The organism is Microcoleus sp. B13-B6 (assembly GCF_036705405.1).
In the GTDB taxonomy this organism is placed as follows: Bacteria; Cyanobacteriota; Cyanobacteriia; order Cyanobacteriales; family Microcoleaceae; genus Microcoleus.
Genome location: NZ_JAUBUJ010000009.1, coordinates 106,475 through 131,339 on the forward strand (window position 1 = coordinate 106,475; position 24,865 = coordinate 131,339).

15 protein-coding genes and 1 CRISPR repeat array are annotated in these 24,865 nt (G+C 45.8%); of the genes, 13 read left to right on the forward strand and 2 right to left on the reverse strand.

Features of this window, described 5'->3' with window-relative positions; translation table 11 throughout:
- The 3 genes from QUB35_RS06370 to QUB35_RS06380 form a co-directional block, all read left to right on the forward strand.
- Positions 1-217, forward strand: a 217-nt coding sequence (locus QUB35_RS06370; RefSeq protein ID WP_333140399.1) for a hypothetical protein, incomplete at its 5' end; no start/stop codon positions are given.
- A 341-nt stretch (positions 218-558) separates the two neighbouring features.
- Positions 559-750 carry a hypothetical protein gene (locus tag QUB35_RS06375; RefSeq protein WP_333140401.1) on the forward strand — a complete coding sequence of 64 codons (192 nt, stop codon included), beginning with the start codon at positions 559-561 and terminating at the stop codon, positions 748-750.
- 1,118 nt (positions 751-1,868) lie between these two features.
- Complete coding sequence (locus QUB35_RS06380; RefSeq protein ID WP_333140403.1) at positions 1,869-2,750, forward strand: lysophospholipid acyltransferase family protein; 882 nt, start codon at positions 1,869-1,871, stop codon at positions 2,748-2,750.
- Between the two features lie 388 nt (positions 2,751-3,138).
- Here QUB35_RS06380 and QUB35_RS06385 read toward each other — a convergent pair whose 3' ends face one another.
- Entirely contained in the window at positions 3,139-4,524 is a 1,386-nt protein-coding gene (locus QUB35_RS06385) for a 2-polyprenyl-6-methoxyphenol hydroxylase-like oxidoreductase (protein WP_333140405.1), read from the reverse strand.
- Positions 4,525-4,841: 317 nt separating this feature from the next.
- On the opposite strand from QUB35_RS06385, the gene QUB35_RS06390 reads away from it, so the two are divergent.
- The 3 genes from QUB35_RS06390 to QUB35_RS06400 all read left to right on the forward strand — a co-directional run bounded on the left by QUB35_RS06390 (position 4,842) and on the right by QUB35_RS06400 (position 13,440).
- On the forward strand, positions 4,842-7,940 hold the full coding sequence (locus QUB35_RS06390; RefSeq protein WP_333140407.1) for an MFS transporter: 3,099 nt from the start codon (positions 4,842-4,844) through the stop codon (positions 7,938-7,940).
- A 164-nt stretch (positions 7,941-8,104) separates the two neighbouring features.
- Complete coding sequence (locus QUB35_RS06395) at positions 8,105-8,233, forward strand: hypothetical protein (protein ID WP_333140409.1); 129 nt, start codon at positions 8,105-8,107, stop codon at positions 8,231-8,233.
- A gap of 659 nt (positions 8,234-8,892) precedes the next feature.
- A complete protein-coding gene (locus tag QUB35_RS06400; RefSeq protein WP_333140411.1) occupies positions 8,893-13,440 on the forward strand; it encodes a response regulator in 4,548 nt (1,515 codons plus the stop codon).
- 223 nt (positions 13,441-13,663) lie between these two features.
- Here QUB35_RS06400 and QUB35_RS06405 read toward each other — a convergent pair whose 3' ends face one another.
- A complete protein-coding gene (locus tag QUB35_RS06405) occupies positions 13,664-14,842 on the reverse strand; it encodes a WYL domain-containing protein (RefSeq protein WP_333140413.1) in 1,179 nt (392 codons plus the stop codon).
- A gap of 249 nt (positions 14,843-15,091) precedes the next feature.
- Here QUB35_RS06405 and QUB35_RS06410 point away from each other — a divergent pair, with 249 nt between their 5' ends.
- From QUB35_RS06410 to cas2, 7 genes are all read left to right on the forward strand, one after another.
- Positions 15,092-16,651, forward strand: coding sequence for a Cas10/Cmr2 second palm domain-containing protein (locus tag QUB35_RS06410; protein ID WP_333140415.1), 1,560 nt, complete (start codon positions 15,092-15,094; stop codon positions 16,649-16,651).
- A complete protein-coding gene (locus QUB35_RS06415; protein WP_333140417.1) occupies positions 16,627-17,613 on the forward strand; it encodes a CRISPR-associated protein in 987 nt (328 codons plus the stop codon). Before QUB35_RS06410 ends, QUB35_RS06415 begins: the two co-directional genes overlap by 25 nt.
- On the forward strand, positions 17,613-18,446 hold the full coding sequence (cmr4, locus tag QUB35_RS06420; RefSeq protein WP_190658554.1) for a type III-B CRISPR module RAMP protein Cmr4: 834 nt from the start codon (positions 17,613-17,615) through the stop codon (positions 18,444-18,446). The genes QUB35_RS06415 and cmr4 overlap by 1 nt, the downstream gene beginning before the upstream one ends.
- 3 nt (positions 18,447-18,449) lie before the next feature.
- Complete coding sequence (locus QUB35_RS06425; RefSeq protein ID WP_333140419.1) at positions 18,450-18,878, forward strand: hypothetical protein; 429 nt, start codon at positions 18,450-18,452, stop codon at positions 18,876-18,878.
- Positions 18,871-20,499, forward strand: coding sequence for a hypothetical protein (locus QUB35_RS06430; protein ID WP_333140421.1), 1,629 nt, complete (start codon positions 18,871-18,873; stop codon positions 20,497-20,499). The genes QUB35_RS06425 and QUB35_RS06430 overlap by 8 nt, the downstream gene beginning before the upstream one ends.
- Before the next feature lie 2 nt (positions 20,500-20,501).
- The gene (locus QUB35_RS06435; RefSeq protein WP_333140423.1) at positions 20,502-21,998 is read left to right on the forward strand and encodes a hypothetical protein; all 1,497 of its coding nucleotides are present in this window, start codon (positions 20,502-20,504) and stop codon (positions 21,996-21,998) included.
- A gap of 147 nt (positions 21,999-22,145) precedes the next feature.
- Positions 22,146-22,394, forward strand: coding sequence for a CRISPR-associated endonuclease Cas2 (gene cas2 / locus QUB35_RS06440; RefSeq protein WP_333140425.1), 249 nt, complete (start codon positions 22,146-22,148; stop codon positions 22,392-22,394).
- A 216-nt stretch (positions 22,395-22,610) separates the two neighbouring features.
- Positions 22,611-24,191: a CRISPR direct-repeat array (repeat unit 36 nt; unit sequence CTCCCCACTCGTTGGGGAAACTAATTGAATGGAAAC).
- Positions 24,192-24,865: the final 674 nt, after the last annotated feature.

Consider the following 24,865-nt stretch of genomic DNA (forward strand, 5'->3'; position numbering starts at 1 on the left):
GGTGCTGGTGCTGGTGCTGGTGCTGGTGCTGGTGCTGGTGCTGGTGCTGGTGCTGGTGCTGGTGCTGGTGCTGGTGCTGGTGCCGGTGCTGGTGCCGGTGCTGGTGCTGGTGCTGGTGCTGGTGCTGGTGCTGGTGCTGGTGCTGGTGCTGGTGCCGGTGCTGGTGCTGGTGCCGGTGCTGGTGTCGCTGCCGGCCTTGGGGAAGGAGTTTGACTAATTGTGGTGCTGGCTGTCGTGCACGAACCTAAATTAGCCTCGTTGTTGGGATATCCGCTAGCCACATACCCTGTGACGGGAGCGGTAATTTGAATCCAGAGGCGACCGTCGGCGGCTTTAACAGAAGTAGCGCCTTGGGAGAGCATTACCTGAGTATTAAGTGGTACCCCGCCAACTCTAGGGGATTTGGGGTCTGGGTTCTGGCGAACGGTCAAACCTTCTTTGGGGGTGACTTTGCGACAAAGGTTGCCAGCCTGGGCTATTTGAAAGGTGGCGCTATCTTCAAAGGAAATATTTTCCGCATCTTGACTGAGAGTGGATGTTGATGGGGCGGCAACACCGATGGCATTGGCCTGCAAACTTCCGGCTACGATCGCGATCGCGCCCAGCAATGCAGCGGGCTTATTCCAGCAATTCAAGTTTTTCATCCGTTCAACTCCTCACTTAACCACAATCATTATCTTAATTGCAGGTCAATATAGCAAAAAAATCGATTTGTCTTCCACAAAAAAGCTTGGTATAACTTTTTTATGACCGCAAGTCAAGTTTAATTTATATAATTTAATGTTTGGTGAGTTGAGCGAAGACACATAAAGCTGCTACGCCTATAAATGGCTCATTATGCCACAGTGGGGGAGGGAGAAGGCGAGAGTGTCCGAGTCGGGGAATGGCAGAGGGGAAAAGTAAACAGTTAAGTGTTTAAATGCCGGACTGTTTACTAGGACTGCAAGTCATTTGTTGTGTTCGTTAAACCATTTAGCTGTCAGTTGTTGCAGTTGAGTAATATGGGGCTACATTTCATGTGAATTCTTGGCAGATTCGAGAGCGAGATTGTGGTTGAGATGCTCCAATATTCAGATTGACAGGCGATGGGCGCGATCGACCCCATCGTCGTAGTGAGGTGTCACAAGCCGGATACAGTTCTTCGATCGCGCTGACATAACTCCACTGTCGATCGTACCTTACTTAAAATTGTGGCCAACAGCGCAAATCGCTAGCCTTGACCCGATGGCTGGCGTCAATTTGATAAAATCTTCCAAAACGGCAATTTATCGGCTTGAGGCACACTTGTGTTTTTGTGGCTAAAGCCGCCGCGGGATCAGCGACAGTTGCTGTAGCTGTTTCCAAACGGTTTTGTTCCTGTGGAGACAAGCAGCACAAAACCTCGGAACAAAACCAGCCCGCTCAAATCAGAAACCAAATATTTGCGCCAATTCTGATTTAATTATATTGCAATACAGTTCAGTTAACACTGTTAATTCCCCGGAGATCCCCCTAAATCCCCCTTAAGAAGGGGGACGCAAGAGCAACTTCTTGTCCCCCCCTTTGTAGGGGCGGTGCGACCCCTACTCCCCGTGCCCGCCCTCTTGGCTAGGGGGGATCAGTCTTATCTGAACCGTATTTAATTATATTGCTATAGCAACCGCGCTCGATGTTTAGGAGGTTTTCAATTGCTAAAACTAATGCGGTATATTCCCTCGTAATGGGAGCATATTAATGATAGGAAAAATCTTGTTTTGGGAGGGCGATCGGGATTAGCGCAGGCACAAGGAGAGGAAAAGCCCAACTAATCTCCTCCCTTCTTCCTTCTTTCCCAAATAACCAAAGCCTTCTCTATTCGAGAGTTAAAGCTTTCTTCCTTCTGCTATATAATGACCAAAGCGTTAAATATTTTTGCAGTGACAAAAACTACTAACAAAAAAGACGGAAAATCCTCTAACTATCCCTTTGACGGTCTATCATTAGACGATCGCAATCCCGACTTCATTCAGCTTTTGTTGCCCTTCTGGGAATGGCTGTACCGCTACTATTTTCGCGTACAAAGCGACGGCTGGCACCACGTACCCGCGAGCGGAAAAATGCTTGTTGTCGGTTCTCACAACGGGGGACTCGCCGCTCCCGATATGTTTATGTTCCTATACGAATGGTTCCGCAGGTACGGCACGGAACGCTTGGCCTACGGATTGATGCACCCCACGGTATGGAAGGTTTCCCCAGAGATTGCTAGTATGGGGGTTGAGTGTGGTGCCCTCCAGGCACATCCAAAAATGGCGATCGCAGCTTTGCGAAAAAATGCCGCAGTTCTCGTCTATCCGGGCGGCGCCCAAGATGTTTTTCGCCCCCACCATTTGCGCGATAAAATCTACTTTGCGGGACGTAAGGGATTTATCAAATTAGCATTGCGAGAAGAAGCACCAATTGTACCGATTGTATCGCACGGTGCACACGATACTTTGATAGTTTTGGCAGATTTGTACGAACAAGTTAAGCAATTGCATGAATTGGGGATGCCGTGGCTATTTGGCATCGATCCGGTGGTATTTCCGGTGTATTTGGGATTGCCTTGGGGATTGAGTATTGGGCCTTTGCCAAACTTGCCTTTACCCGTGCAAATTCGGACTCGCGTGTGCGAACCGATTGTATTTGAGAGGTACGGTTCGGAGGCGGCGCGCGATCGCGATTATGTTGATGCTTGTTTCGATCGAGTTACCGCCCAAATGCAACAACAATTAGATTGTTTGGCTGGTAAGTGAGAATTGCACAAGTCTATATTAGTTTAGGCGGCAGAAACCGATTTTTTTTACGACTATATAGCGTGAAGCGCGAGGGATAGGGGGAAAAAAACTGGTTTATTGAGTCCTGTGGGTAAGTGGTGACTACAAACATTTTTTGAAATCCATTCATTAGATTTATTTCAAAAACCGACAATTGCGGTACTAAATCTGATTTTACCCCTCTTAATTACGTGAAATACCAGAAAACCGCAGTCGCAAAAGTCATCCTTTTTATCATGCAGGTTCTAGCGGAAATCATATCAGGTTAAATCAACGCAGATGAATAGGATTTCATCTGCGTTGATCTCCTTTCATCGGCGCTCATAAAATATAATTGGCAAAACTAACCTGATTCTGTATAAACTATTTATATTAATTCTGCCTTCTGCCGAACGGTGAGTAATTGCCCGATCGCCTTAAGCGCAATACTGGGAGAAAAAAGTACAGCCGGCGACTCAATCATGTGCACAACTTCCACAAATGCTTGACAAACTTTAGCATCTCCGACTAGCACTTTTAACACCAAATCCATGTAATCAATTGTCAGCCGCGTAGCGAGGTTTAGTTTTGCACCTTCACTTCCCCGATAGCGAGAGTCCTGACTGATGGCAAATGTCCAAGGAATTGTATGTAATTTTGCTAATTTTTGTTGAAATTGTCGAGAGAAACCTTTTAAATTGCCTTGCAGATAGCGCTGCCGCTGCTTTTGGAGGCATTCATCTAACATCTGAGCATCCAGTGCAGCAACCGTTATTCCGTGTCCGTATATCGGGTTAAAAGCGCAAACTGCATGACCGATAATTATTAAGTTTTCAGGAGAACGACGGAGGCGCTCGTAGTGGCGCCAACGATTTTCTGTACCTCGATAACTATAAATAGGTGTTATTGCTTCTGCGTCTTTAATTGCATCATAAATTGTCGGGGTTGGCAAAGTGCGGGCAAATTCTAGAAAGCCTGCTTCGTCTGTGGGGGGATAATCGCGATCGCCCCCGTTGAGACTCACCAGCCAGCGATTGCCTTCGATCGGAAAAATTGCACCGCCACGGGTGCGAAATGGCGGCCCTAGTGACACAAATACTGGCGCTGTGTCTGACAATTTACCGCTGCATTTATAGATGCGGCTGGCATAGCCGACAAAAGCATTGATAACGGTTTCTTGCGGAGGTTCATAGCCCAAACTTTTCAACCATTTAGGTGTTTTGGAAACTTTGCCACTAGCATCGACTACCAAATCTGCCTTCAAATTCTCTGCATGGATGTTACCAGGGTTGTGGCGATCGCGAAAACGCACCGACACGCCAGCAACTTCCGCGCGTGAGGCATTCGCCAGCAACCCCGTTACTGTACCTCCTTGGAGGAAATGCACGTTCGTATTTTCAGCCAAGCGGCGGCGAATTTGCCAATCAAGTAAATCCCGACTGAACAAAATTAAATCATTTAGATCCGGGCTAAAGTGCGGGGCCCAACCTGCCGGACTAAACCACCCGATCGACCTCGGATCTAAACTAGGAGCACCAGCAGCTACCAGTTCGTTTTCTAAGCCGGGAAAAAACTCTTCTAGGATGATTCTCCCCCGATTTAAAAGGATGTGAAGGTGACGGGATTGAGGAATACCGGGGCGAGGTGCGGGTTTTTCTGGAAAAAAATCTCTTTCAACAATACTTACTCGGTCAAAGTGTTTGGCTAATACTCTAGAGGCCAACAGTCCTGCTAAACTGCCGCCAATAATAATTGCATGACTTTCTCGCTGCACTATCGAATCCCTTCAAAGCTAATTTGCTATGGCATTGGTTGATGAATTTTGAACAATTTGTCTGGGCTTGTGTACCAACTCTTAATATCGATCGACCACAGATTCTCCTCTGCGATTATTTTAATCAGACTTACATACCACAAATATTCCTAAAGTGATAGCCGGCCGCAGACATATTTCTACACTTCCGACTGTAGGGGGATGCTTTAGCTCGTCAATAAGGCGATGCTTGCCATTGGGGGCATGAGTCTAAAACTATACATTGGTTAACTTGCGCCAATGAGCGCGCGCACCCACTCCTTAACGAGGAATATACTATGTATCAAAATTTGCCAATAAATCCACAACTGTATAACATCGGGTTCTGGCTGGCCCAAGTGCCAGTAGAGCAGACTACTACAAACACAGCAGAAGACGCAGCACTCCTTTATTCCGGGCCGCAATTTTTCATCGCCTTGATAGCTGGAGTGGTACTCGCCTGCGCTTTCCAACTTTTGCTAACAAATTTATCAGTAGCCGCGGGTCTTTCGTACATGGGACAATCCCACGACGACGACCACCAGTCGGATAGCGGCAGTTCCCCAGTCCGCCACATCGGCAGAAAAGTAGGCACTTGGACGCTGATTACCGTCACCATCGCCCTATTCTTTGCTTGCTTGCTTGCAGTTAAGCTCAGCTTGATTAGCAGTCCCGGTTTAGGTGCGATCGTCGGTTTAGTCGTGTGGGCAACCTATTTCTCAATGCTTGTTTGGGTGAGTTCCACCACCGTCGGTTCCTTGATCGGTTCCGTCGTCAACAGCGCCACAGCAGGCTTTCAAGCCATTGTCGGCACCGCAGCCTCGGCTATCGGCGCAAAAGCAGCCAGCAACCAAGTAGTCGCCACAGCCAAAGCAGCAGCAGCAGCAGTGGGCCACGAACTTGGTAGCGCGATCGATCCCACAAGCTTGCGCGAAAACGTCGAAGACTACATCCAAAGCCTCAAACCGCCGGAATTAGACATCAAAGGGATGCGTAGCGAGTTTGAAAAATTGCTCAACGATCCGCAACTAAAAACCATTGCAGCCGAAAATTTGCCGAATCTCGATCGACAAACTCTCGTAGATTTAGTAAGTTCGCGATCGGACTTATCAAAACGCGACGTAAACCGCATTGTAGACCAACTCCAAGATGCTTGGAAACAAGTAGGAAAACAAGGGCAGCCATCAGACGGCATCGCGCAATTAGTAGACTATCTCAAATCTGCGAAATCGGGAGATTTGGTCTCAGATAAATTGGCAAGTAGGGTAGAAAAAGCCCTCAGCAGTCTGGGCGGTCAAAATTCGGGACAAAGCCCGAACATGATGTCCCAAGCAACCACAATGGCAGTCAATGCTTTAATGGGAATAGTATTGGGTCGCACGGATATTTCTGACTTGGATGTTGAAAAAGTAGTCGGTCAGCTCAAACAAGCTAAAGACAAAGTTACCCAGCAAACTGATAAAATTACCGCTCAAGTCAAAGGCGAACCCGTAACTTACAGCCCAATTCGTGCCGACGTAGAAAACTACCTACTCAACACTTATTCGTGGCAGATGAACCCCCAAGCCATCGAGCGCGAATTTCGTGACGTGCTCTACGATCCTACGGCTGATCCAGGAACAGTGCGCCGCGAATTAGAAAAACTAAAACAGTCTAATTTTGCCGAAATCCTAGCCAGTAGAGGTGTTTTTACCCAAGACAAAATTAAACAAATTTCCCAGGAATTAGAAGCAATTAGACAGCGGGTTTTACAAACCGTGATCTTTGCCGAGGAGCAAGAAAAAGCTCGCGACTTGCAGTGGCGGCTAGAAACTTATTTGAAGCTGACGCCGAAAGAAGAACTGACAGCAGCAGGTATCGCGAGGGATTTCAAAAAAATCTTAGAGGATTCCGACGCTAGTTACGAACAGTTGCGCGATCGCCTGTCTCCTTACACCCGCGACAGTTTTGTGCAAATTCTCCGAGGCCGCGAAAACTTCGGATTCCAGGAAGTAGAACAGATTGTTCAAGAGTTAGAAAGGACGCGAGATGTAGTTTTAGCAGATGCTAAAGGTCTGCAAGAAGCAGCGCAAGTCCGGCTAGATAACCAGTGGCAAAGAGTGCAAGAATACTTGAAGTCTACGGGCAAAGAAGAACTCAATCCCGAAGGCATCAAGCGCGATTTGAAAACGCTGCTGGATAACCCAGAAGCGGGAATGTGGGCCCTGAGAGCTAGAGCTTCTAAGTTCGATCGCCAAACTTTGGTAAAATTGCTATCTCAGCGGAAAGACCTCAGCGAAGACCAAGTAAATCAGCTTCTCGACAGCGCCGAAGAAAACTGGCACGGCGCGGTGCATACGCCGCAAAAGTTAGCCGAAAAAGCTAAGGATCAGTACGACCAAACCACAACCGCCCTTGCAGATTACCTTCGCAATACTGGCAAATCAGAACTCAATCCAGAAGGGATTAAGCGGGATTTGACAAAACTGCTGGAAAATCCCAAAGAAGGAGCTTTAGCGCTGCGCGGCCGCCTGTCTCAAGTCGATCGCGATACTTTGGTAAAACTGCTTTCTCAGAGACAAGATTTGAGCGAGGAACAAGTCAATCAAATTATCGACCAAGTGCAGGAAACTCTCGGCTCGATTGTGAAAGCGCCCCGCCGTTTGGCAAAACGGGTGCAAAGCCAAGTACAGGATTTTCAGAGTGTTTTACAAGATTATTTGCGTAATACGGGCAAGGATGAATTAAATCCCGAAGCCATCAAGCGCGACTTGCAACTGCTGCTGCATGACCCAAAAGTCGGCGCTTACAGTTTGGGCGAGCGCTTGTCACACATCGATCGAGCTACAATTGTTTCTCTGCTGTCTCAGCGGCAGGATATTTCTGAAGCAGAAGCCAATCGCATTGTCGATGGAATTTTGTCGGTGCGCGATGAGTTCGCACTGCAAATTCAGAAAATCCAGGAGGGTATTCAGTCGGTAATTGACGGGATTCTCGGAAAAATTCGGGATTACCTCAATTCGCTCGATCGCCCTGAACTCAACTACGAAGGCATTACGCGGGATGTGCGGAAGTTATTTGACGATCCGCAAGCCGGATTTGATGCTTTGCGCGATCGGCTGGGTCATTTCAACCGCGATACTTTAGTAGCATTAATGAGTTCTCGCGAGGACATTTCCGAAGCAGATGCCAACCGCTTGATCGACCAAATTGAAAGAAGCCGCAACACCGTCTTGCAAAGAGCAGAACGCTTGCAGCAAGAGGCGCAGCTTCGCCTCGAAAGCATCAAACAGCAAGCTGAAAAACAAGCCGAAGAAACCCGGAAAGCAGCAGAAGTTGCCTCTTGGTGGCTGTTTTTCACCGCTCTTTCCTCGGCCGCTGCTGCTGCTGGCGCCGGTGCTTTAGCCGTCATCCGATAAAAAAGACAGGACTTACGCACAGCCTCAATATATAGTGTTTTGTAGGGGCAAACCCCCCGTGGTTGCCCCCATACCTGGGATGATTGCGTAAGTTCTAAAAGACTCAAGTTGCGATCGGATTGCAGATAGTGCCTGATATGAGTTTCTACTGATATCAGGCACTAATGTTAGTAAAGGATGCGATCGGGGAGTGGGAACGGGTTTGTATTAATTTGTTGGTACAGTTGAATAATGTTATGGGTAAACCACTTCCTACCCGTTGGTTGAGGATGGTGCAGACTGTGAATTTATAAATCTTAATTAGCAGTTTTGATTCATTCAAAATAGAAAAGTGAAAAGCCTATTTTTTTGATTGTTGTATATTTTATGGGCAGATGTAATAAATAAAAAGTCGCCGGATATTCATTGCCTCTGCTATGACAATTTTTGAACGCGGTTCCAGCTTCTCGGCTGGATAGGCTTTTAGGCTTATTCCACTACTCCTGCAAGGATTGCTATAGGACAAAGATCAAAAAAGCTGCTGGAATGAGAAGCTTTTTGCGCGCAAAACTCGATCGGCCAGTCCGCTCTCTCCTCAATACTTTTTAGGTACAATATATAGTTAGGGTTCTCAACCCAGCACGCCTGTTCTCCCAACCGCCCGCCGCCCTGGCTGCGTTAGTATTAAACGCGAACTGTTTTGAGTTCGATCGGCGGTTAATTTTGAAGATGCCGATCGTCAGGTTATAACTTGTAGGTCATAGGTTGTGCATAATAGGGAACTAAAGCTGTGAAAATACTACACTGACTGTGGGGGGCAAGATACCGGATACCTTGGAAATACCAAGGGCTTTGCTTTCGTCAGCCCAGAAAAGTCCAAACACGCAGGCCCTGCGCGAGCCAATGCTAAACAACCTACGTCTCAAACCTCTCCTGGCTAGTTGCCTAGTAGCACCGTGAGGAGGGCGACGCCATGCAACTCCGAAAAAAAACACTATTAATCATCGGTGCAGCGCTGATCAGCCTGATTGTGGTTCTGTATGCCACTGCATCAACTATTTTGCTGCATGATTTTCACAACCTGGAGGCACAGTACGTCCGCCAGGATGTCGCACGGGCTTTGGACGCATTAGATGATGACTTGTCGAATTTAGACACCAGCGCCCAAGATTACGCCGAGTGGGACGATACTTACTCTTTCGTCGAAACACGGAACGAAAATTTTGTCAAGTCAAATTTCGTCGATTCGACATTTATTTACTTGAGACTAAACTTATTGGTACTGCTGGACTCCAACGGTAAGACGATCTTCAGCAAAGGTTTCGACCTGAAATCGCAAACCGAAATCCCGATTCCCGAAAGCTTAAAACAGCACTTGACCGAGGCGCTACTAGACTCATCGACAGTCGAGGGCGATCGCCGGGCCGCCAAAACAGGCGTCCTCACCCTGCCAGAAGCCAGACTGCTGATTGCCTCCAAGCCCATCTTGAACAGCAACTCCCAAGGCCCGCCGCGGGGGACGCTGATCTTGGGACGCTACCTAGACAGCAGCGAAATCGGTTTGCTTTCAGAACTGACTCACCTGTCAGTGGATTTTAGATTGCCGAGTTTAGATTTTAAAGTGGGAGCCGCGAACTACTCCGGGCACAGCGCCAAGGCGCTGGCTCGATCGAGGCAGGAGTTGGAAAATGTCAAACTCAAAATTTCCAACCTCAAATCAGTAGAAATTTTAGTCGAGCCACTCAGCGACACCTTAGTCGCTGGATACGCCCTGATTCGCGACATCCACGGCAACCTAGCGCTGCTGCTGCGAGTAGAGACAGATCGCATCATCTACGGCCAAGGTCAGGCCACCTTGGAGCTGTTTACCTTATCAATACTGGCAGTAGGTTTAATATTTAGCGCCATCACCCTGCTGTTGCTAGAAAAATTAGTCTTGGCGAGATTGGCTGCCTTGAGCACCAGCGTCAGCAACATCGCAGCCAACGGCGACCCAAGCTTGAGAGTTCCTATGGCCGGAGCAGATGAACTCGCAAGCTTGGCCGACGCCATCAACCGAATGCTAGAAGCATTAGGCAATTCTCAAGTCGAACGTAATGAAAGCGAAGACCGCTATCGGTTGATGGCCGAAAACTCAACCGACATGATCACCAGACACGACCCCAAAGGCGTGTTTGTTTACGTCTCGCCCGCCAGCCGCGCTTTGCTGGGATACGAACCTTCGGAACTCATCGGCCGCGTCCCCAAGGATTATTTTCACCCCGACGATTTAGAAACCATTGCCAAAGCCCACTGGAAAGTCCTGGCACTCCCAGTTACTTACACCGTCAGCTACCGCATCCGCCGCAAAGACGGCAAATACATTTGGTTTGAAACCACCGGCCGCACGATCAGCGATCCCCAAACAGGCGAAGTCCAAGAAATTATCGGCATTTCCCGCGACATCAGCGTGCGGAAGCAAACAGAACAAGAACTGCGAGAAAGCGAAGCTGCAATCAAAGCTTTGTACCAAGTGACTTCGGCTCCGCGTACAGACCCGCTCAACCACCTCTCTACCTTTGATTTGCGCCTCCAAGAACTGCTGGCAATGGGATGTCGGCATTTAGGCCTGTCCGTGGGAATTTTGTCCTGCATTCAAGGCGACAACTATCAAATAATGGCTGTTGAGTGTCCCGACGGGTCGATCGTCAAAGACCAAATCTACGATCTGGAAAAAACTTTCTGCGTCGCTACGGCAATGGCAAAAGAACCGATTTACTTTGAGTCGGTGCGATTTTCGGGTTTTTCCTTTAACAGCGACGATCGAGCTTTCCCCATTGAAGCTTACATGGGCATTCCCGTCACGGTGGCCGGCAAAGTTTACGGCACTCTGTGCTTCTTTTCTCCGACTCCTGTGACAGAACCGTTTCGAGCTGTAGACAGAGAGTTGATGAAACTGATGGCTCAGTGGGTGGGAAGCGAACTCGAACGCCAGCAAACAGACGTAGATTTGGCAAAAGCTCGCGATCAAGCACTGGCGGCTACTAGAGCCAAAAGCGAATTTTTAGCCACCATGAGCCACGAAATTCGCACTCCTATGAATGGAGTCATTGGCATGACCGGTTTGCTGCTGGATACGCCCTTAACTCGCGAACAGCGCGATTTTGTAGAAACTATCCGCAGCAGCGGCGATGCCTTGCTGACGCTGATCAACGATATTCTAGATTTCTCGAAAATAGAGTCGGGCAAATTGGACTTGGAGGAACATCCGTTTGACCTCCGCACTTGCATTGAGGAATCTCTAGACTTGGTAGCTGCTAAGGCGGCAGAAAAAAAACTGGAAGTGGGTTACTTGATCGATCGTACAGTACCGGTAACGGCGATCGGCGATAGCACCCGCTTGAGGCAAATTTTAATCAATTTGCTCAGTAATGCGGTTAAATTTACCGACGCTGGAGAAGTGGTGGTTTCGGTGACTGCCAAAAAGATTTCAGTGCCGGCGGCTAAGGCTAAAGAACCGCCATTAATTGCTGGCGAACCGATAGCAATTAATCCAGCATACGAAATACATTTTGCGGTCAAAGATACCGGTATCGGCATTCCGAGCGATCGCATGGATCGGCTATTTAAATCTTTCAGCCAGGTTGATTCTTCAACGAGCCGGCAGTACGGCGGTACCGGATTGGGTTTGGCAATTAGCAAGCGTTTGGCCGAAATGATGGGCGGCCGGATGTGGGTGGAAAGTATGGGTAGTGTCGCGGGCAATCCTCCGGCCCATTTTAGATCGTCGGCAGTTATTGATTTGGGATGGGCAGAATCTTGCGAAATTGCCGAAAAATATGGCTATGCCAAATCTGTACTCAGCAACCAGCCGATCGCCCAAAATACGAAATCCGTTGGCTCTACTTTTTATTTTAGTACGATCGTTTCTGGCTGCAAGAATTCCTTACCACTTAACTTGAGCAATTCTCAACCTGAATTAGCTGGCAAGCGAGTCTTAATTGTCGATGACAATGCTACCAACCGCAGAATTTTGACTCTCCAAGCTCAGTCTTGGGGAATGGTGGCTAGAGCTTCAGCTTCGGCTCGTTTGGCTTTAGATTGGCTGGCTGCTAAAGAAAGGTTTGACTTGGCAGTTTTGGATATGCAAATGCCGGAAATGGACGGGTTAGCTTTAGCGGCGCAAATTCGCCGGTATCCTGATTGCGAAAAGTTGCCGTTAGTGATGCTAACTTCGATCGGCAGGCAAGAAATTAACCCCCCTTCTATGGAGATGGATTTTGCTGCTTTTTTGAATAAACCCATCAAACAATCTCAGCTTTACAATGTTTTAATCAATATTTTTGGAGAACAGACAACTGAATTTAAAGGGCAGCGCACCTGCGGGCCTTTCTTGCAAACCATACCCGTGCTGGCGGAGGACTTACCCCTGCGGATTCTGTTGGCTGACGATCATTTGGTGAATCAGAAGGTGGCTTTGCAAATTTTACAGCGGATGGGGTATCGCGCGGATGTGGCGGGAAACGGTATCGAAGTGCTCGAAGCTTTGCGCCGCCAGCCTTATGATGTGGTGCTGATGGATGTGCAAATGCCGGAAATGGACGGACTGGAAACTACCCGCCGCATCCGGGAGCAATTTTCAGCAGATTTAACTTTAGAAAATGACACGGGAGAATCAGAACTTTCCGCAACTGATGAGCAATCTAACAATCGAAAATCGAAAATCGAAAATCAAAAATCGACTGAGGAATCTAACAATCGAAAATCGAAAATCGAAAATCGAAAATCGACTGAGGAATCTAACAATCGAAAATCGAAAATCGAAAATCGAAAATCGACGAGGCCTTGGATTGTGGCGATGACGGCAAATGCGATGCAGGGCGATCGCGAAGAGTGTATGGCTGCGGGGATGGACGACTATTTGAGTAAGCCGATCGCAATTGATCAGTTGGTGCGAGCTTTGAGGGCGTGTAAATCTCGATCGAACTCTGCATTCGATCTTTTGCAGCCGATCGTTTGTTTGGATGCCCCGGCGGAACACATCGAAGGAACGAGTGAATTAGAAGTGCGATCGAATGTGGCTGTTGCGGGAAATCCACAACAGACAATTCCCAATTCGCCCGCAGTCGTCGAGTGGGGTGCATCAAATCTCGATCGGGCTTTGTCACATACCCACGATTCCCTAAGTCCCAAGATTATAGAGGGACTGCGAGAAGTGGAAGCTTTGGACGAGGCGATCGAGATTTACCTCGAAACAGCTCCCGAACTGCTGCGAGGCATCTCTATGGCTCTGTGCAACGCCGATCCGCTGGCTTTGCGGCGATCGGCTCACTCTTTAAAGTCGATCAGCGGTACTCTCGGTGCTTTTCGCTTGTTTGAACTGTGCGAGGAACTCGAAATCATGGGCCGCATGGGAACGAATGCTAACCAGTCTTTACCCGATCCGGCCTGCACGCTTTTAGAAGAGGTTGAGGCGGAGTATCAAAGAGTTGAAACGGCGTTAAAAATAGAAATGCAGTACAGCGAAACAATGACAGAATAATTAACAACTGATAACTAACTATTGTTCGTGGGTGGGGGAGGGTTTTTGATATGGTTGGTTTTAGACAGTAGACCTCTTGCAAAAATAGCTGGAACGGGCTCTCCGGCCCGTCCCACAAAAAGTTTTTTCTCTTGTGGGATGGGCCGGAGAGCCCGTCCGAAAATTTGATCGAAAGGACTTTTGCAAGAAGTCTAGTGATGGTTGATAAAACCCGCCGCCACGATTACAAGCTGTATCGATCGGCTAAATCTCTCGCTGCTTGTCGGTGTTTTTCTACCAAACTCGGCGGGGAAAGCACTTGGGCGCTATCCATATATCTGTTCACCCACAGACTAAATTCGTTCAGGGAGCGATCGGGCAAATCGATCTGATAATCCACATAAAGCACTTTGCCAAAACTATCCCTTGGGCCTTCTTTAATCTTTTGTCGCGGATGCCGCCGATCGCCCTCTAAGATAAATCCCACTACTTTCTCAAAAAACCGCACCTTCACTTTTTCCAACTTCAGCGTACCGCCCAATTCAGCCTGCTGTTGCTCTGGATTGCCCAAGAACAGCCCCCAGCCGTTTTTTAACAACTTTTGAGCTATTTTCAAACGCTGTTCCTGTACGGCTATACCACGCCCTTCTACATCGATAATTTCGCAGCAGTCAGTAAAGCGATTCACCCGTTCTACGCTCAAATGCCCGTTGTTGCAAGATTCGCAAATCAGGTACCAAGCGATATCGTGATAGATCAGTTGCAGGGGCCAGATGCGCCGGAAACCGACTTTGCCTTTACCGTAATAATCGCTTTGACGGTAAAGTTCGATCGCCTGACCTCGAACAATTGCTGTTTCTACGATGTCTAGTTTGTGAAATAGGGTATTCCGATATTCTTGGCGATCGAGCATTTCTACTGGATCGGTGTAGATAATCGCACGATTTAGGTGTTCGCGAACGGGATAAAACAATTTACCTTTGAGTTCGATATCTAATCCGCGCAACAGTTTAGTGAGTTTTTCACAAATTTTGCGGGCTTGGGGATTTCCCTGATATTTGGCTTGAGATGCTATTGCTTGAAATGCGAATAGTAGTTCTTCGCGATTCATTGCGCCGGTACCGAGATAATATCCGAAGCGATACATTCGTTTGTCAAGGATTCCGTAGTGGCGCAAAGTTTCTAAATCTTTGCGGATTGTGGGAGTTGCGGGATAGTTTTCGGGAAATTCGATGTTGAATTCGGCGGCAATTTTCTGTAATTGAGATTGAACTTCTAGCAAGGCATCGTGATATTTACTGTCGGATGTTTCGGTGTCCGAGTGTCCGATTCCGGGATGGTTTACTAATGTGGCGATGAGGAGCATGATGCGATCGAACGTTAGTTTGTCGGCATAGGGGTGAGGGGTTGGTTTTTTTGCCATAATGGGTGGATGGAGGTAAAGGCGGTAAAAGTCAAGGAAAAGACAATATTGACACAAAAATATAGAAAATCCTCAAAGCCCTTATTTAGGTAGCTGTAGGTTTTCCAAAAGATTTGATAAATATTGTAAATTGCGAGACTCGAAGCTGGCTCGGCTGATATATTGACTTGAGTAGAACTTAAGCAGTTAGCTACTTGGGACACTACCAGCAGCATTCAGGTGGGCATTGCCCGCCTTAAAATTGAATTTATGCCTGCATACACTGCGATCGCCTTTGCCCCCGTTCAAGGCTTTATCGAGAAATCCCGCAAACTCCGAGATTTATTTGGGGCTTCACTGATTCTGTCTTATCTGAGTTACAAGCTAGTAAAGCAAGCCGAAAAATCAGGTTTAAAGGTCATTTCTCCGGGTGCCCCGAACATCCAAAAAGGAATGCCCAATCGGATACTTCTGAAAGGCAAAGGGGAATTTTCCAGGAATGACGTGACAAATACCCTTCAGAAGTCATGGCAAGAAATATTAAATGAATGTCGAGTTTGGATAGAACGAGAAGTACCTCCTAAAGAGGAATACTTTTGGCAGCAAGAGTGGATGCGATGGGGTTTGTACACTTGGGAGATATTTTGGGGACACGGAGATTCGATAGAATCTGCGATGAAGAATCTAGAAACTCGCAAATTGCGTCGTGATTGGACGGCAATTAACTGGATTGGCGACAGTTCGAGTTTGACTGGCACGGATGCGATCGCCTGGCCGCGTTTAGGTTTGGAACATTCAAATCCAGGGCGGCAGCTATCCGATACAGAAAAAGCTGAACTTAAGGATTTCTATCAACGTCTTTCCTGTGTCTTAGAAAATCTTCCCCCAGATGGCGAACCCGAAGGAAAATTTCTTGCACCTAATGAAAGATTGAGTATTCCTGAGTTAGTCAAGCGGTTAGTTACTCGCGACGAAGATATTGCTAGAAACATTGGGATATCTCCGCTTGAAGCAGGATTTAGTGACATTATTCGTGAACCAGAACACTGGACTGGCTGGTTTATGGGAGATGGCGATAAAGTTGGCAAAAAACTTCAGGAAATTGCTCAAAAAGAAGGAGATGAAGGTCTAAAAAAGTTTAGCGAGGCCATGCGGGCTTGGGGAGAAAATTTTATCAAGAATTTCCCCAAAGACCAAGGGCGGATTGTTTATGCCGGCGGTGACGACTTCCTCGGTGTAATTTACAGCAGCAAACCTGAAAAGCCTCCAGAACCTATAGAGGCATTAGAATGGTTAATGGGATTGTCCGATGAATGGAAAAAGCACGGACAGGATATTAACCTAAGTGTTGGTTTTGTTTGGGCGGGTCATAGAGTGCCGCAGCGAGATATTCTTCAACACTGTCGAGAAGCTGAAAAACGGGCGAAAAGTTTGGGGCGCGATCGCGTTACAATTCGAGTAGTTTTTAACAGCGGTCAATACGTGCAGTGGACTTGTCCTTGGGATTATTTGCACATTCTCAAACAATACAAAGACCGGGACGGCAAAAGCTGGGATCAAAAGCCAAACTGGAGTCATGTTTACAAGGATTTAGCTCATCTCAAAAATCGTCATGCTATTAGTTTTAACCCCCAGGAAAACAGCCCAAATGATGAATTAGCTTTAGCTCTTTTTGAACTTTACTTTCAAGACGAGAAGAATTTAGAAAAAAACTGGAAGCACATCGTCGGTGATTACCCAAATCCCGAAAAATCCAAACAAGTTATTTACTGGATTAGTGACCTAATAAATGTCGGATGGCAGCTATGTTCAAATATCTCATCACTATAAGTCCTTTAGGATTTATGTACGGGAGTTCTGGCGGATTTTTATCGCCCGAAAATCTAGTCGGACGTTCTGGGGCAAAATTCCCTCCAGAAGCAGCTACCCTCTCTGGTCTATTTTTCAGCAGCAACAAAGTTAAGTCCTATATTTCTCCAAAAGAACTTAGTGATAATTTGTTTGTCGCTGGCCCATTCTGGGCAAAATCAGACGATCCTGAATACTTTTACGTCCCCATTCCTTGGCACAAAATTATTTCTAAAAAAGGCGTGGATGAATGGAAAATGAAATCTGGGAAATGGCATCGCGAATCAGAAGATTTAGATCCTGAGTATAGTTGGCAAACCGTTAATTCTTGGGTAAATAAGACGGCTGCTATTAAGAAAAATGGCGATGTTGCCGATATTCCTTGGAAATACGTCCCTATCTTGCACCCCAAAACAAAAGATGACGAACGCTGTACTTTAGCAGAAGATGGTTTGTTTTTGGAAAATTCCGTGCAGATGGATGATGAATGTTGTCTAGTTTATCTCTCAACTCATCCTTTAGCAGATGGTTGGTATCGCTTTGGTGGCGAAAATCATTTAGTAGAAATCAAGAGTGTTTTACTCGATGATGACAGTCCCATTGTCAAACTTTTACGCCAACCAATTCAGCGCTCATTTGCTTTGATAACACCGGGAGTTTGGGGTTCTAACAAGTTTTCATACCGCTATCCCAAAAATGAAGATTTCTCCCAAAAACGACCGGAGATGCTCACAGATAAACCCATTTCCTATCGCTACCGCGCGAAAGGACAAATGGGACGGGGACGCTATGCAGTTCCTCCCGGAACTGTCTATCTTCTCAGAGAACCTTTAGATAAAACTTGGTGGGAATTCCCCCAAAATTGGTTTCCCAAAGAAGGTTTTAGTCTGAAACAAGTTGGATGCGGTTTGTGTTTGCCAATTGAAATTCAAGGAGTTGAATAATGTACAAAAAAGCTTACGGTATTATTGAAACCCTTGCTCCTGTTCATGTGGGAGCAACGGCTGGTGAAGAAAGCGGCAACTTAAACTTAATTTTCCGCGACCAGTTTACTCAAACTGGCATTATTCCCGGTAGTTCGATTCGGGGAAGATTGCGATCGGAAATCCGCCGCAGTCTGGGAGAAGCTGAAGCTAATAAATGGTACGGTCAGGAAGCAGAATCCGGGAAACCAGACAGTACCACTGAGTCTGTAGTTAAGTTTGAATATGCTTCGCTGCTGTGGTTGCCAGTATTTTGTCCGGGTCAACCAATTGTCTGGGTAACTTGTCCTCGTTTGCTGAAACGCTATCAGCGAATTGCTGGAGATTATGTCAAGCTAAAAGATGGTACATCTCTCAAATCCGCTAAACCTCCAGCTAGTTATACAGGTTCTCAAACCTTAAAAGCTCTCGACATAAATGGCAAACCAAAGCTGTTTTTTAACTTTGGCTTTTTAACAGTTGAGAAAACTCAGGATTTGTCTGCTTGGTTTCCTTTAGGAGAGGAATTGCCAGCCGTTGTTGTGGCTGACGATGAAATTGCCATGATTCACGATATGGCCTTATATCGTCAGAGTCGAGTGGCCTTAGACAAAGAGGAAAAAAAGGCTAAAAAAGGAGCTTTTTTTAATACGGAAGCTTTGCCAGAAGGCACAATTTTAGTATTTCCGATCGCCCTCAAAGAAAACCAAGAGACATGGCAACCTTTTGGCGCTTCTACTGGCACAGATATTTATCTCGGCGGTTTAGAATCAATTGGTTTCGGTCACTGCTATCTAACCTTAAAGGAGGTATAATTTATGGCTTGGGAATCTTACAGATTAGACCAAGAGGCTCACGATTTAGTTGTCAAATATCGTGACAAAAAAGACGCTCTCAATCAAGCATACAAAATGCGCGTTGCAGTTGCTTACGGTTTAGAGAGATTTTGGGGAGAACAGTTTCGGTTAGTCAAAGATCAAGATAAGGCTGATTATTGGCGGGATACTTGGAAGGCGCTAGTCAAAATTATGGCAAATGCGGGCGTTAAAATTCCCAATGATAATGTCAGTTCTGACGATACAGCAGCCATTAAAATTATGGCCAATAAATTGTGGGATTTTCCTGTAGAACAGCGCAAAGTAGCTATAGCGGTGCTGACTCAACTTTGCGACAGTATGGTTTGGTGGACTCAGCGGTATAAACCTACTAATAGTAACAGCAATTCTGGAGGTGAAGACAATGAGTGATAGCGATGATATTCCTTTGATGTTTCGCGCCCAAATAGAAGGGCGCTGTCAGATTCAGCGGTTAATTCCCAAGGCACCTAGACAACAAGCTTATGACTGGGCTAAAGAATGGATCGCTGGTGTTTCCAAAGAAGTTCCCGACTTTGACTCAAAGACAATTCAAACTAAACCGTTTAAAATCACTTGGCGATTTGTTTCTAATAGCGGTCAAGATGAGGGAGTCATCCGCCCTGTGACTGGTACAAAAGGTTGGCCGTTATATCCCGGTGCTAGTATGAAAGGCGCGTTCCTGCGTACTTGCACTGATGAACAAGCAATGAAATATTGTGGGGGTCAACTTTCCCAAAAAGACACGAAACCTGGAATTTTACGCTTTCATGGTGGCTATCCCGCAGATGGAGAGTGGACTAAGAAATCCCTAGTAGATGTTGTTCATCCCCAAGAGGATTGGCAAGTCAAAAAGAATGGTAGCCACAGTGCTTTTATCCAGATATCTCTGTATCAGCCCACTTTAGTTTTTGGCATTTCCAGCACAGTAGAACTTAGTGAGGAAGAATGGACAACTATCTGGGAACTTTGGGAAAGAGCAATGGAACGGGGCATTGGTTCTAGGGTGAGCGCTGGTTACGGTCAACCGAGAAAGCACGGCAATAGTAATCTGCTCAGCATACAATTAAAGGGTCAAGGTTTAGGCTCTCAGTTAATAGACAAAACAGGCGAATTTCGGCCTAATATGTTTAAAGCTGCTTTGCGGGGTCATACTTTGCGCCTATTCAGTGGCCTTACTGATGAAAATTCGGCTGAAGAATTGACTAAAGAACTATGGGGGGGATTTGCAGGTAAAAACGGGGCAATTGTTGGCTTACTGGGAATAGCATTTAATCCTGTCGAATTAGATTTGGATAGCTATAGCTACGGCACGAATGTCATGCCTACTTATGAGCTAGTGGACGGGACGCTCAATATTCTTTGCATGACGGCTAAGGCTGAACAACAAAGAAAAAACTTGAAAGTCTTGATTCCTCAACTGATAAAATTCTCTCTGCTATTTGGAGGTTTTGGTAAATCGTGGCGACGAGTTGACCATCGCCTCTTTTTTAAAGAGTACGTAACTGGTAATCATAACCCGATGATTGGGTGTCATTGGCAGTTTGGAGAAAAATCAAATAGTCTCTGCTGTCCTGTGAATGAATTGAGTGATATTACTAATTTTTTGAATACTTTTCAAAAAAGCCTCAAACAGTGGGTAAAGTTAAAGAAGAAAACACTGAGTAGTTCAATCAGCAGTTGGCGGGAAGCATGGCATCCAAAAAAAGTTGAAGTTTGGGGTCGAATTGCTAAAAATCAGCTAGATAGTAAAGCTGTTCGATGGTTTCACGGCCCCTACTTGGGAGAGCAATCAATTAAAAATTCAGTGCTAACTGGTAAAATCGGTCAAATAGGTTGCATTTGGCATCGAATGTATCCGCGCTATACTACTACAAATGGTCAACTACAATCCACCAAAGAGTATGTGGAATTACTGACTATTTTTCCTGATGAATCCGACTCAACTGAAGATTTTCTAGACTATTTAGATAGCACTAGCGACTTTATCAAACTTTGGCCAATTGAGGAATAATTATGAATATCTGGATTGTGACAACTGGCAGCAGCGATGTCAAGCTCAACACTGATGACAATTGGAATACTTTGTTCAAAAAGGTGAGAAGTCAATTATACGATCGCCGTTTTGAACCTACACAACCGCCGAATTCTGATGATGAGGAACCTTTCATTGTACCAGCTAGAGCGATGGGGATGGTTTATGGCAGCCAGTTAACAGATGAATATTATCAGGATTTGCACTTTCCGCTTCTTGATGCTTTTTCGGCAAAGCTGTTAGAGAAAGGGAAAACAAATCCTGACAAAATAATCTTGATTATGACCGATCAGGAAGCGGTTTTTGATGAGGAAGATAGGAGAGTAGAGAAAAGTCCTTATTGGCAGGATACTTGCACGCTCAAACCAATATTTGAACGATATTTTCAGAAAAAATTTCCTCAAGTTCAATCCATTGATTACTTAGAATTGAAACCTAAATCCAAAGATGAGGGATTAGATAGTTGGAATAAAGCACTGTTTCTGGTTCAACAAGCTTTGTCAAGTTTGGATTTAGATAAAAGTGCAAACTTTTATGTCAGTCATCAAGCTGGAACTCCGGCAATTTCTTCGGCGGTTCAATTTGAAACGTTAGCAAAGTTTGGTAAAAAAGTAAAGTTTTTGGTGAGCAACGAGTATGAACCAGATTTAGCCAAAAAGGGTGATTTTATAGAAAGCTCTACTTATTTACAGGGGATGCAAGTTCAAGAAGCAAAAGCGCTATTAAGTCGTTATGACTATTTGGGGGTAGAGCGCATTTTAAAACCTTACTGGAAAGATTCTTCCGATCCGCTATTGCTGGAAATCCGTGATTTATTAGCAATGGCTGTACAGTGGAATTTTGCTAAGTTTGAAGATTTTGGCAAGGCTAGGGGAGATGTTGCAAAGGAGCGTTTGAATCAGTGGTGGTGGACGGGCTATGAGGCTGCTTATTTAGGAGTTATCCGTCTTAGACAGGGTAACACGGTTGAGGCTCTATTTCACAGTTTTCGCGCTGTGGAAGGCTCGATCAAAGAATGGGCATTAGACAAGTATAAGCTACAAATTAAATACTCTAATCCCAATCAACCAAGTACAGCATATATCCATGACGTAAATCTGCCTCAAAATTTACGGCATTGGTTTAATGCCAATAAAAATGAGCAGTACAATAGTGTGGGTTTGTTTGGTAAATCACTATTTACTTTAGTTGAAAAATCCGATCAAAATAAATGGAATCAAGATTCTCACATTAAAGTAGTTGCTGCTAATACTATAGATGAAAGAAATATTATTTTTCATTCCTTGCGTGGCTTGCAGGAAAAAGATGTGTTCAAGGCTTGGAATACTGATAGTCGAGAACAATGGGAAGCTAGGGTTTTAGGCTGTTTGAATTTTGTTTCACAGCAAAAATTTGTTTCGTTAAAGTCAGCAAGTTTGATGGCGAAAGTGCATGATGAATTGGTAGATGCGCTCGCCCATTACGAACTGCAAACATAAGCCAATAAATCCGCGACGAATTTACGGATTCGCCGGGGTTTCAACCCCTGGCGGACTAACAAACTTAACTAAAGTTTTTCTCTTGAACTTGCATCGGAAGCTAAACTTTACCATCCCTATTCAACACAAAATAGAATTCGATAAAGTATGCCGCTTTATATCGTTGTCTACGATATCCGAGTTGACAAGCCCAGGCAAAAAGTGCATGACTTGCTGAAAGGTTATGGCAAATGGGGACAATATTCTACCTTTGAGTATGTTTTGTCAACTGCCAGATTTACAGAACTCCGGCGACGGCTGCGAAAGTTAATCAACCTAGACGCAGCATCCGGTTTTATCCGGTGTCGCGCCATACTTTGGGACAGGTGGAGGTTTTGGGTGTGGGAGCGCCGGTGACAAAAGCACCTGGGTCAGTGATTATTTAGCTCAGGTTGCGAGGCTGGTGGTAAATTAGCTCAAACGACCTTTTTGCGTTATGAGCCTCGCAGCCTTACTGGGCAAGGGTTTCAATGATTATTGTGAGCGAACACAGGTGTGAGTTCCACAAAAAATATCTGAGCCTCGCAAAGGGCCTCTAGACACCTTGCGCTGTCTTGGGTGTATTATAGAGGACTCCCCACTCGTTGGGGAAACTAATTGAATGGAAACTGTAGTTACAAATGACGATCGAAGAATCAAGAAGAAGTTTGGACTCCCCACTCGTTGGGGAAACTAATTGAATGGAAACGGAGCGAACAGTCTTTTCAGCGCCAACAAAGGTATTAACCTCCCCACTCGTTGGGGAAACTAATTGAATGGAAACAACTAATATCCATAACGATCTGACTTGCGATCTCTTTTCTCCCCACTCGTTGGGGAAACTAATTGAATGGAAACCTTCCTGTTGCTACTTTTTCATTGTGTAGCTTTACTGGTTTACTCCCCACTCGTTGGGGAAACTAATTGAATGGAAACGTTTCCTTCTTAACCGTTAAACCTTCACTATCCCTCTCCCCACTCGTTGGGGAAACTAATTGAATGGAAACTACTTTTAAGATTGACGTGGTGTAATCGTTTTTATCGAATAACTCCCCACTCGTTGGGGAAACTAATTGAATGGAAACAGGTAAGTTTGAGTTAGGTAAATGTTACCTTTATCATCCTTCTCCCCACTCGTTGGGGAAACTAATTGAATGGAAACGAAGCGCTGCAAGTAATTCAGCCCAAGTCAAATCATTCATCTCTCCCCACTCGTTGGGGAAACTAATTGAATGGAAACATGATGCTGGGGTGTAAATCGCAGTAGTAAATATTACTCCCCACTCGTTGGGGAAACTAATTGAATGGAAACTTCTGTAGAGTATTCCCCCCAACCGTTAAGTTCTCGCACTTCCTTAGTCTCCCCACTCGTTGGGGAAACTAATTGAATGGAAACCCTGGTTTATCTCCGGGGGAATAAGGGCAGTCGAGGAGTCCTCTCCCCACTCGTTGGGGAAACTAATTGAATGGAAACGCTAAATAGGCTGTGAAATATTTACAGTCCGCACACTCCCCACTCGTTGGGGAAACTAATTGAATGGAAACCGCTGAAATCGATCGCCATGCGGTTTGGTTCCAACTCCCCACTCGTTGGGGAAACTAATTGAATGGAAACAAGTCACATCCCACTAAATCTAACAATTTATGCACTGTGGTTACTCCCCACTCGCTGGGGAAACTAATTGAATGGAAACGGTGGCATATCGTACCCCCAGTGTTGGTTTATTCCGAAAATTCCACTCTCCACTCGTTGGGGAAACTAATTGAATGGAAATGTCCACCGGTAGTGAAAAAATTTGGTTTCTGGGAAGCTGGTAATTTTGGCTCCCCACTCGCTGGGGAAACTAATTGAATGGAAACTTCTGTGTGCCTTCGATCGGTTGCTGGTCGTCCGGTTCGTTGATCTCTCCACTCGTTGGGGAAACTAATTGAATGTAAACCCAGCGTATGGGAATCCTGCACCGACTCCGCTGCACAAATACTCCCCACTCGTTGGGGAAACTAATTGAATGGAAACAAAGCAGCATCAACGCCACGAGCACAACCGACAAAGACCGGGGAACGAAGACTCCCCACTCGTTGGGGAAACTAATTGAATGGAAACGGTAAGAGATTGATAGAATGGTGGAAAAACGGCGACTCCCCACTCGTTGGGGAAACTAATTTAATGGAAACGCTAGAACAAAATTAGTGGAAGTCTTCTATTAATGCGACAGTTTAAGGGAAACCATAAATAGCTGTTGACAAAAGACTAGATTTCTAATAGTCTTATTTTGGGGGGATGCCTTTTAGGGGACGCCTCTACCGCATAGAGTGAACGTCCTTAAGGCATCGTCCTATCCCCCAGCCGAAGGGTTACGGCACTTACATTGTCCCTGTCTAGCAAGTTAAATTGTCACTCGCTAGAAATAGGTAGCTAAGACAAATTTAGTCGAAGTCTCTATTAATGCGGAATCGAAGGAGGCTTCGACTCCACCCGACACCGCAAACAGAAATTTAAAAATCAGAGCCTTCTGTAGTGCCAAAAGCTCTAATTTTTCAACATCGGGAAAACTTCAAAGACAAACTTTTACAACTCAAATTTTTGCAATTAATCCGAATTGTGAAGAATTAACAAGCACAAAAAAAAGCCCCATAATCGGGGCAAAATATAACTATTCTCAGTCGTTGGGTGGGGGCGGGTTTATTATATTGTTGGTTTCTGACATAAATGGTTGGTGAAACCCGCCCCTACGGTAATTTGGGGAAACACGCTTATTTCCGAGATTTGTCGTTGGGTGGGGGCGGGTTTTTGAGTTTGTTGGTTTTTCACATAAATTGTTGGTAAAAGCCGCCCCTCCACCCTATCG

Bases quoted from the DNA above. Each gene is read 5' to 3' on its own strand.
- QUB35_RS06415 (WP_333140417.1), top strand. From the start codon at position 16,627: ATGTTCAAATATCTCATCACTATAAGTCCTTTAGGATTTATGTACGGG.
- QUB35_RS06435 (WP_333140423.1), top strand. From the start codon at position 20,502: ATGAATATCTGGATTGTGACAACTGGCAGCAGCGATGTCAAGCTCAAC.
- QUB35_RS06395 (WP_333140409.1), top strand. From the start codon at position 8,105: ATGTTAGTAAAGGATGCGATCGGGGAGTGGGAACGGGTTTGTATTAAT.
- QUB35_RS06375 (WP_333140401.1), top strand. From the start codon at position 559: ATGGCATTGGCCTGCAAACTTCCGGCTACGATCGCGATCGCGCCCAGC.
- cmr4 (WP_190658554.1), top strand. From the start codon at position 17,613: ATGTACAAAAAAGCTTACGGTATTATTGAAACCCTTGCTCCTGTTCAT.
- QUB35_RS06410 (WP_333140415.1), top strand. From the start codon at position 15,092: ATGCCTGCATACACTGCGATCGCCTTTGCCCCCGTTCAAGGCTTTATC.
- QUB35_RS06405 (WP_333140413.1), bottom strand. From the start codon at position 14,842: ATGGCAAAAAAACCAACCCCTCACCCCTATGCCGACAAACTAACGTTC.
- QUB35_RS06430 (WP_333140421.1), top strand. From the start codon at position 18,871: ATGAGTGATAGCGATGATATTCCTTTGATGTTTCGCGCCCAAATAGAA.
- cas2 (WP_333140425.1), top strand. From the start codon at position 22,146: ATGCCGCTTTATATCGTTGTCTACGATATCCGAGTTGACAAGCCCAGG.
- QUB35_RS06390 (WP_333140407.1), top strand. From the start codon at position 4,842: ATGTATCAAAATTTGCCAATAAATCCACAACTGTATAACATCGGGTTC.
- QUB35_RS06400 (WP_333140411.1), top strand. From the start codon at position 8,893: ATGCAACTCCGAAAAAAAACACTATTAATCATCGGTGCAGCGCTGATC.
- QUB35_RS06425 (WP_333140419.1), top strand. From the start codon at position 18,450: ATGGCTTGGGAATCTTACAGATTAGACCAAGAGGCTCACGATTTAGTT.
- QUB35_RS06380 (WP_333140403.1), top strand. From the start codon at position 1,869: ATGACCAAAGCGTTAAATATTTTTGCAGTGACAAAAACTACTAACAAA.